This is a genomic window from Nostoc sp. CHAB 5715, assembly GCF_020829685.1.
Taxonomy (GTDB): Bacteria; Cyanobacteriota; Cyanobacteriia; order Cyanobacteriales; family Nostocaceae; genus Nostoc.
Window position 1 is genome coordinate 1 of the sequence record NZ_JAIVFR010000514.1, and the last position, 5,367, is coordinate 5,367.

The window sequence follows — 5,367 nt, forward strand, 5'->3', positions numbered from 1 at the left end:
GGAATCGTATTTGATTTTTGAAATTATCTACGGAAGAAAGGGAGTGGGGAGTAGGGAATAGGGAATAGGGAATTAGGCTTTTCGAGTTGTACCGAGCTTTTTCAGAAATCAAATATTAGTCCTATATAAATTATCTCTGCTTGCACTCTGTAGGGGTGGTTAGGGTGCGATCGTTCCAACCGAAATTTTAAACCCCAGTTGTGCAAACACCTTTGTTGTCTTAATTGATCACCTCGATTTGAGACAGTTCTACAATAAAAGCAAAGACGTTGAGGTTCAACTAACCTAATGGGTGTACCTGAAACAAACCCAAAGATACCAATGCCTTCCCCAAGCCTCTACGAAACTGATTTTTACGCTTGGACACAGGAACAAGTAACTTTACTTCGCAATGAGCAGTGGAGTCAGATTGATCTGCAAAATCTGATTGAGGAGATTCAATCTTTGGGTAAACAGCAACGTCAAGAACTGCGAAACCGTCTTAGTGTGTTGATTGCACATTTACTAAAATGGGAGTATCAGTCAGGGCGCCGTAGCCGTAGCTGGTTAGCAACACTTCGTATTCAACGCTTAGATATTGCTGAACTGCTCGAAGACAATCCTAGCCTAAAGCCCTACCTTGAAGAAGCACTTCGCAAAGCTTACCTTAAAGGTGTTGAATTGGCTGTTGGAGAAACAGATTTGCCCAAGCGGACTTTTCCGGTAGAGTCTCCTTACAGTTTGGTAGAGATTGTGGACTATGATTTCTACCCCGGTGAACCAAGCAAATTACTAGATGAATCAGAGCAGTAATTTGAAATTAAAGTAAATCTTCTTCAGATAGCTGGGCTATTTTCATCAAGGCTTTCAAGGTTCCAACTTTCAAATCTTGATTGCGGTGAACAGGAATTGACAGGATTTTTTCTACTTCAGGGTTTTCATAAATATGATGACTGCCAGTAATTCTTTGCAAAACCCAACCTTTTTGCTCCACAATCTTACAAAGTTGCTTGCTAGAAATCGATTTCATACAGCAATTTCGACAACTTGATCTGTTGACTCAATTGGATTACGACTGTTAGCAACTTCAAGCCAACCTTCAATAGCATCTTTTAAATTAGCCATTACCTCTTCTATGGTGTCTCCTTCGGTAATACAACCGGGAAGCGCGGGAACCTCTGCCCAATAGCCGCCTTCTTCTGCTGGATGAATGATTGCTCTGATTTTCATAAACTTGTTGAGCTAGTTTGCGAGAATATGGTAACAACCATACCTGTTTGCTTTTAACTGTGGCTACTCAATAGCGATCGCCTTTAAATCCTAAACTCCACCTTCTAACTCCTCTAGGTCATCTACAGCAATTGTCTCCAACCGATCAATCAGTTGGCGTAATTTCGTGGGGTCGATTTTGGCAGTGTCTAGAAAGGTGACCAGAACTTGAGAGCGATCGCTGACATCTTGTGGTAGTTGGGTGAGGTGAATTTGTCCATCCTGATAAATGCCTTCGATAGTTTTTATCAAAAGTTGAAGTTGAGTTGGTATTTCCTTTAATTTTACCAACTAGACTCAAAGGGCTGGGTCTGGAATTTCCGCCTGCTCAAAAGCTTTGCGGCAGTCTGCCACTCTTTTAAAATACAAGACCGACTCTCTAAGAGAGGTTTTTGTAAACTTTCTTTTTGCAATTGAGTTAAATATCCAATGGCTAACCCTCTTCCATCAGTCTTGGAGAAAGCAATCGCTGCAAGGCTTATGAGACTTCGATTTTCAGATTTTAGCAACATTTTTGAATTTCTATTAGAAAATAAAGCTTCAAACCTTGATTGAGTAATAGTTTCAGTTTCCCGCTTCGATTATTGTTTTCTGAGAGTGATGAAAGAGCGCTAAGTAAGTCGGCATGATAAAACTTATGTATATTTAGTTTTGTAAAAACTCTGGAATGACCAATCTTTAAGCTGTTTCCTGATTTTATATTTGTCAAATAGGTTGGTTTTTTAAAGCCGACTTACTTAACAGTAGATAGACGAGTTTATCTAATTTACATCTTATGCAAATTAGCAAATTAGATGTGGAACAGCTTACTGGCAAAGATATCTTTACAAGTGGTGCGGGTGGCGTTGGCGTAGCCCACCGTACCCCTACGGGGAAGCAAGCTACGCGTAGCGTCTCGCAGAGAAGGTATCGCTTTGTTATCAATACATACACAATCAAAATTTTTAAAAGTGATAAATAGTTGACTAGCTTTTTAATATGCTGTAAGTTGATGTCTTGTAAGCTAATCTGTGAAGTAAACAAGAAATCAACAAGCAAGACTCTCGATATTACTAGAGTTTCGATGGGGTTTTCTTGCAATTCCAGCATTGACGATAACTAAAATATTTAAATTTGGAGAGTTGCGTTGACTACAGCATCTAAGTTTGCATTAAGTACTTGTTTGCTCCCCCTCACACTCAGTGCTACCCTCTTGCCAGCTATCATAGGCAAAGCCCAAAACCCTCCTCCACCGGAGGCTGGGAGTGGTCGAGTTGAGCGTGAAGCTGTTCGTACAAATAAGTATGTGGTAGTAGCTGCAAATCCACTAGCATCAGCAGCCGGACGCGATGTTCTACGTCGTGGAGGTAGTGCTATAGATGCTGCTATTGCAGTCCAAATGGTACTGACGTTGGTAGAGCCGCAATCTTCAGGTATTGGTGGTGGTGCTTTCCTTGTTTACTACGATGCCAAAACGAAGAAGTTAGTCACTTATGACGGTCGAGAAACTGCACCGGCGGCGGCTAAACCAGATCGCTTTCTTGATGCCAATGGCAAACCATTACAGTTTTATGATGCTGTTGTCGGAGGTAAATCTGTAGGTGTGCCTGGGGTGTTACGAATGCTAGAGTTGGCACACAAAAAATATGGCAAGTTACCTTGGTCTCAACTGTTTCAAGGAGCTATCCAACTGTCTGAACAAGGTTTTCCACTTTCACCACGTTTGTACACTCTGCTAAGTAAGGATCTATATCTATCTCGCAACGAGCCAGCTAAGAGCTATTTCTATCAACCCGATGGTACACCCAAGCCAGTTGGTACAAGATTGGTCAATCAGCCTTTGGCAGAGGTATTGCGTCAGATTGCCAAAGGAGGCGCTAATGCCTTTTATCAAGGAAATATTGCTAAAGACGTAGTAGCTACGGTGAGGCAAGCTGCTGTACCAGGTGACTTAACCACCACTGATCTAGTGCAATATCAAGCTAAAGTGCGATCGCCAGTTTGTGGCACTTATCGAATTTACAAAGTTTGCGGCATGGGGCCTCCAAGTTCTGGTGGTTTAACCGTACTGCAAATTTTAGGTATTCTTCAACAATTTAATCTGGCAGCTTTAAAGCCAGCTTCTTTAGAAGCAGTCCATTTATTTTCTGAAGCTGGACGTTTAGCCTATGCTGACAGAAATTTATACATAGCTGATACAGATTTTGTCCCAGTACCAGTCAAAGAATTAATTAACCCTAACTACCTGAAGTTACGGGCAGCGATAATCAATCCTGAACGTTCAATCGGTCAAGCCCAAGCAGGCAATCCATTGTTACAGCAAGCATATCCTTTGGGTAAAGATCAATCTAAGGATTTCCCTTCTACTAGTCATGTTTCAATTGTCGATGCGGCAGGTAACGCTATTTCAATGACTACTAGTATTGAAGATGCCTTTGGCTCAAGATTAATGGTACGAGGCTTCTTACTTAACAACCAACTGACAGATTTCTCTTTTTCGCCGACATCAGAAGGAAAGCCTGTTGCTAATCGCATAGAAGCCAAGAAACGCCCTAGAAGCTCAATGGCTCCTATGATGGTCTTTGATCGCAATGGCAAGCTAGTAATGGTAATTGGTTCAGCTGGTGGGCCGCAAATTATTAATTATGTCGCTAAGGCAATAGTAGGCCATCTGGACTGGGGATTGGACATTCAGCAAGCGCTATCTTTGCCAAATTTTGGTAGTCGTAATGGGCCAACTGAACTAGAAGCAGATACAGATGTTGCCAACCTGAAACCTGCTTTAGAAGCCAAGGGTCATACAGTCAGCGTTATCCAATTAACCAGTGGTTCCACGGGAATTGTACTAACTAATCAGGGGCTAGTTAGTGGTGCTGACCCACGTCGTGAAGGAGCACCTTTGGGTGAGTAACAGCTAGTGCCGCAAGGCGGAAGTCAAAAGTTAACACTGAGCGAAGTCGAAGTGTCAAAAGTCAAAAACTTGTGTTGTCAGCTTTTCCCTGATTGTGAATGGTATCTCTATTTACGCCGTGCTGTATTAGGTTGATTAGAACAATTAGTATAGCTAGTTTTGAGCAAGTACTTTCTCTTTTTAAATATCAAAAATTCCTCAACAATCTTCTGGCATAAACCTATGAGATGGTTCGCAAAAATAGCATTTACAACTACTATTAGTATTTTCAGCTTGCTAGGAAGCTCAGTTAACCAAGTGCAAGCTGCATCTCTGAACTATGCCTTTACACAATCAGGCTGGGAAGGGGGAGGTATCTTGTCTGGTTCATTTTCTGGTGTGGATCAAAATAATGATGGGTTAATTTACATAAGTGAGTTAAATACATTTGATTTGATATTTGCTGACAACTCCAAAGTTCCGCAAGAGAAATGGTCGGGTGTATCTAGTTTAAGTTCTTTTGGATTTAACTCTAGTAATTCTAAATTAGCTTTCTCAACTTCTGAAAATTTAGATGAGTATACTGCTAATATTGTTGGTTTACCTTATCTAAATTATATTGGCAAGCCTTTTCTCACCAACTATATTACCTCTTCTGAAATTCAACCGCTTGTAGTTGCAAAATCTATTCCCGAACCTACTTTTGGATTTGCTAGTTTAGCTGTCTTGAGTTTTGGCCTATTACTTAAATTGGGCAACTCCCGATGATGGTCAACAGCTAGCAAATACATCAACTTTACCTATTCTCGCTCACGGGTTTGGGCCTCATGGCGTAACTTGCGAGCGTATGCTTGACTATCTGTAAAAAGCTCGTTTTCTAGCTCTGGTGGCAAATCAAGATTACTACTCACTCTGGTTATACTCTGTATGTTTGGTTCTTAATTGATAGATGAATCAGGCTAGAATCAAAGGGCTGGGTCTGGAATTCTCGCTTGCTCAGGTGTCAATCATCCCTATAAACTTCTCTACGATGTCCTACTCTGATAACGGTTACTACTAAGACATCATCGGAAATATGATACAAAATCCGATAATCGCCTACTCTGATGCGATAACGATTTTCACCATTTTTTAATTTGCCGACACCATCAGGGCGAGGATCAAGAGCTAATTGTTGAATTTTGCTCTCTAGCCTTTCTTGAATATCTACGGCTAACTTTTTGAGTTGCTTAGATGCACTTTTTGAAATT

General features: G+C 41.0%; 8 protein-coding genes. 4 read left to right on the forward strand and 4 right to left on the reverse strand.

Features of this window, described 5'->3' with window-relative positions:
- The first annotated feature begins 321 nt into the window (after positions 1 to 321).
- Positions 322 to 792: a DUF29 domain-containing protein gene (locus LC574_RS24755; RefSeq protein ID WP_229456199.1), complete on the forward strand. Its 471-nt coding sequence runs from the start codon at positions 322 to 324 to the stop codon at positions 790 to 792.
- A gap of 7 nt (positions 793 to 799) precedes the next feature.
- On the opposite strand, the gene LC574_RS24760 is transcribed toward LC574_RS24755, so the two are convergent.
- The 3 genes from LC574_RS24760 to LC574_RS24770 form a co-directional block, all read right to left on the reverse strand.
- Positions 800 to 1,009, reverse strand: a complete 210-nt coding sequence (locus LC574_RS24760; RefSeq protein ID WP_229456200.1) for a type II toxin-antitoxin system HicA family toxin — start codon at positions 1,007 to 1,009, stop codon at positions 800 to 802.
- Positions 1,006 to 1,209, reverse strand: coding sequence for a type II toxin-antitoxin system HicB family antitoxin (locus LC574_RS24765; RefSeq protein ID WP_229456201.1), 204 nt, complete (start codon positions 1,207 to 1,209; stop codon positions 1,006 to 1,008). Before LC574_RS24765 ends, LC574_RS24760 begins: the two co-directional genes overlap by 4 nt.
- Positions 1,210 to 1,299: 90 nt before the next feature.
- Positions 1,300 to 1,500 (reverse strand): hypothetical protein, encoded by a 201-nt coding sequence (locus LC574_RS24770; RefSeq protein WP_229456202.1) that lies wholly within the window; start codon positions 1,498 to 1,500, stop codon positions 1,300 to 1,302.
- Positions 1,501 to 2,023: 523 nt separating this feature from the next.
- Here LC574_RS24770 and LC574_RS24775 point away from each other — a divergent pair.
- The 3 genes from LC574_RS24775 to LC574_RS24785 all read left to right on the forward strand — a co-directional run bounded on the left by LC574_RS24775 (position 2,024) and on the right by LC574_RS24785 (position 4,885).
- Positions 2,024 to 2,209 carry a hypothetical protein gene (locus LC574_RS24775; protein WP_229456203.1) on the forward strand — a complete coding sequence of 62 codons (186 nt, stop codon included), beginning with the start codon at positions 2,024 to 2,026 and terminating at the stop codon, positions 2,207 to 2,209.
- A 165-nt stretch (positions 2,210 to 2,374) separates the two neighbouring features.
- Positions 2,375 to 4,138 (forward strand): gamma-glutamyltransferase, encoded by a 1,764-nt coding sequence (ggt, locus tag LC574_RS24780; RefSeq protein WP_229456204.1) that lies wholly within the window; start codon positions 2,375 to 2,377, stop codon positions 4,136 to 4,138.
- Between the two features lie 222 nt (positions 4,139 to 4,360).
- On the forward strand, positions 4,361 to 4,885 hold the full coding sequence (locus LC574_RS24785; RefSeq protein ID WP_229456205.1) for a hypothetical protein: 525 nt from the start codon (positions 4,361 to 4,363) through the stop codon (positions 4,883 to 4,885).
- Between the two features lie 235 nt (positions 4,886 to 5,120).
- Here the strand turns inward: LC574_RS24785 and LC574_RS24790 are convergent, their stop codons facing one another.
- Positions 5,121 to 5,366, reverse strand: coding sequence for a type II toxin-antitoxin system RelE/ParE family toxin (locus LC574_RS24790; protein WP_229456206.1), 246 nt, complete (start codon positions 5,364 to 5,366; stop codon positions 5,121 to 5,123).
- Position 5,367: the final 1 nt, after the last annotated feature.

Bases quoted from the DNA above. Each gene is read 5' to 3' on its own strand.
- LC574_RS24755 (WP_229456199.1), top strand. From the start codon at position 322: ATGCCTTCCCCAAGCCTCTACGAAACTGATTTTTACGCTTGGACACAG.
- LC574_RS24760 (WP_229456200.1), bottom strand. From the start codon at position 1,009: ATGAAATCGATTTCTAGCAAGCAACTTTGTAAGATTGTGGAGCAAAAA.
- LC574_RS24765 (WP_229456201.1), bottom strand. From the start codon at position 1,209: ATGAAAATCAGAGCAATCATTCATCCAGCAGAAGAAGGCGGCTATTGG.
- LC574_RS24775 (WP_229456203.1), top strand. From the start codon at position 2,024: ATGCAAATTAGCAAATTAGATGTGGAACAGCTTACTGGCAAAGATATC.
- LC574_RS24785 (WP_229456205.1), top strand. From the start codon at position 4,361: ATGAGATGGTTCGCAAAAATAGCATTTACAACTACTATTAGTATTTTC.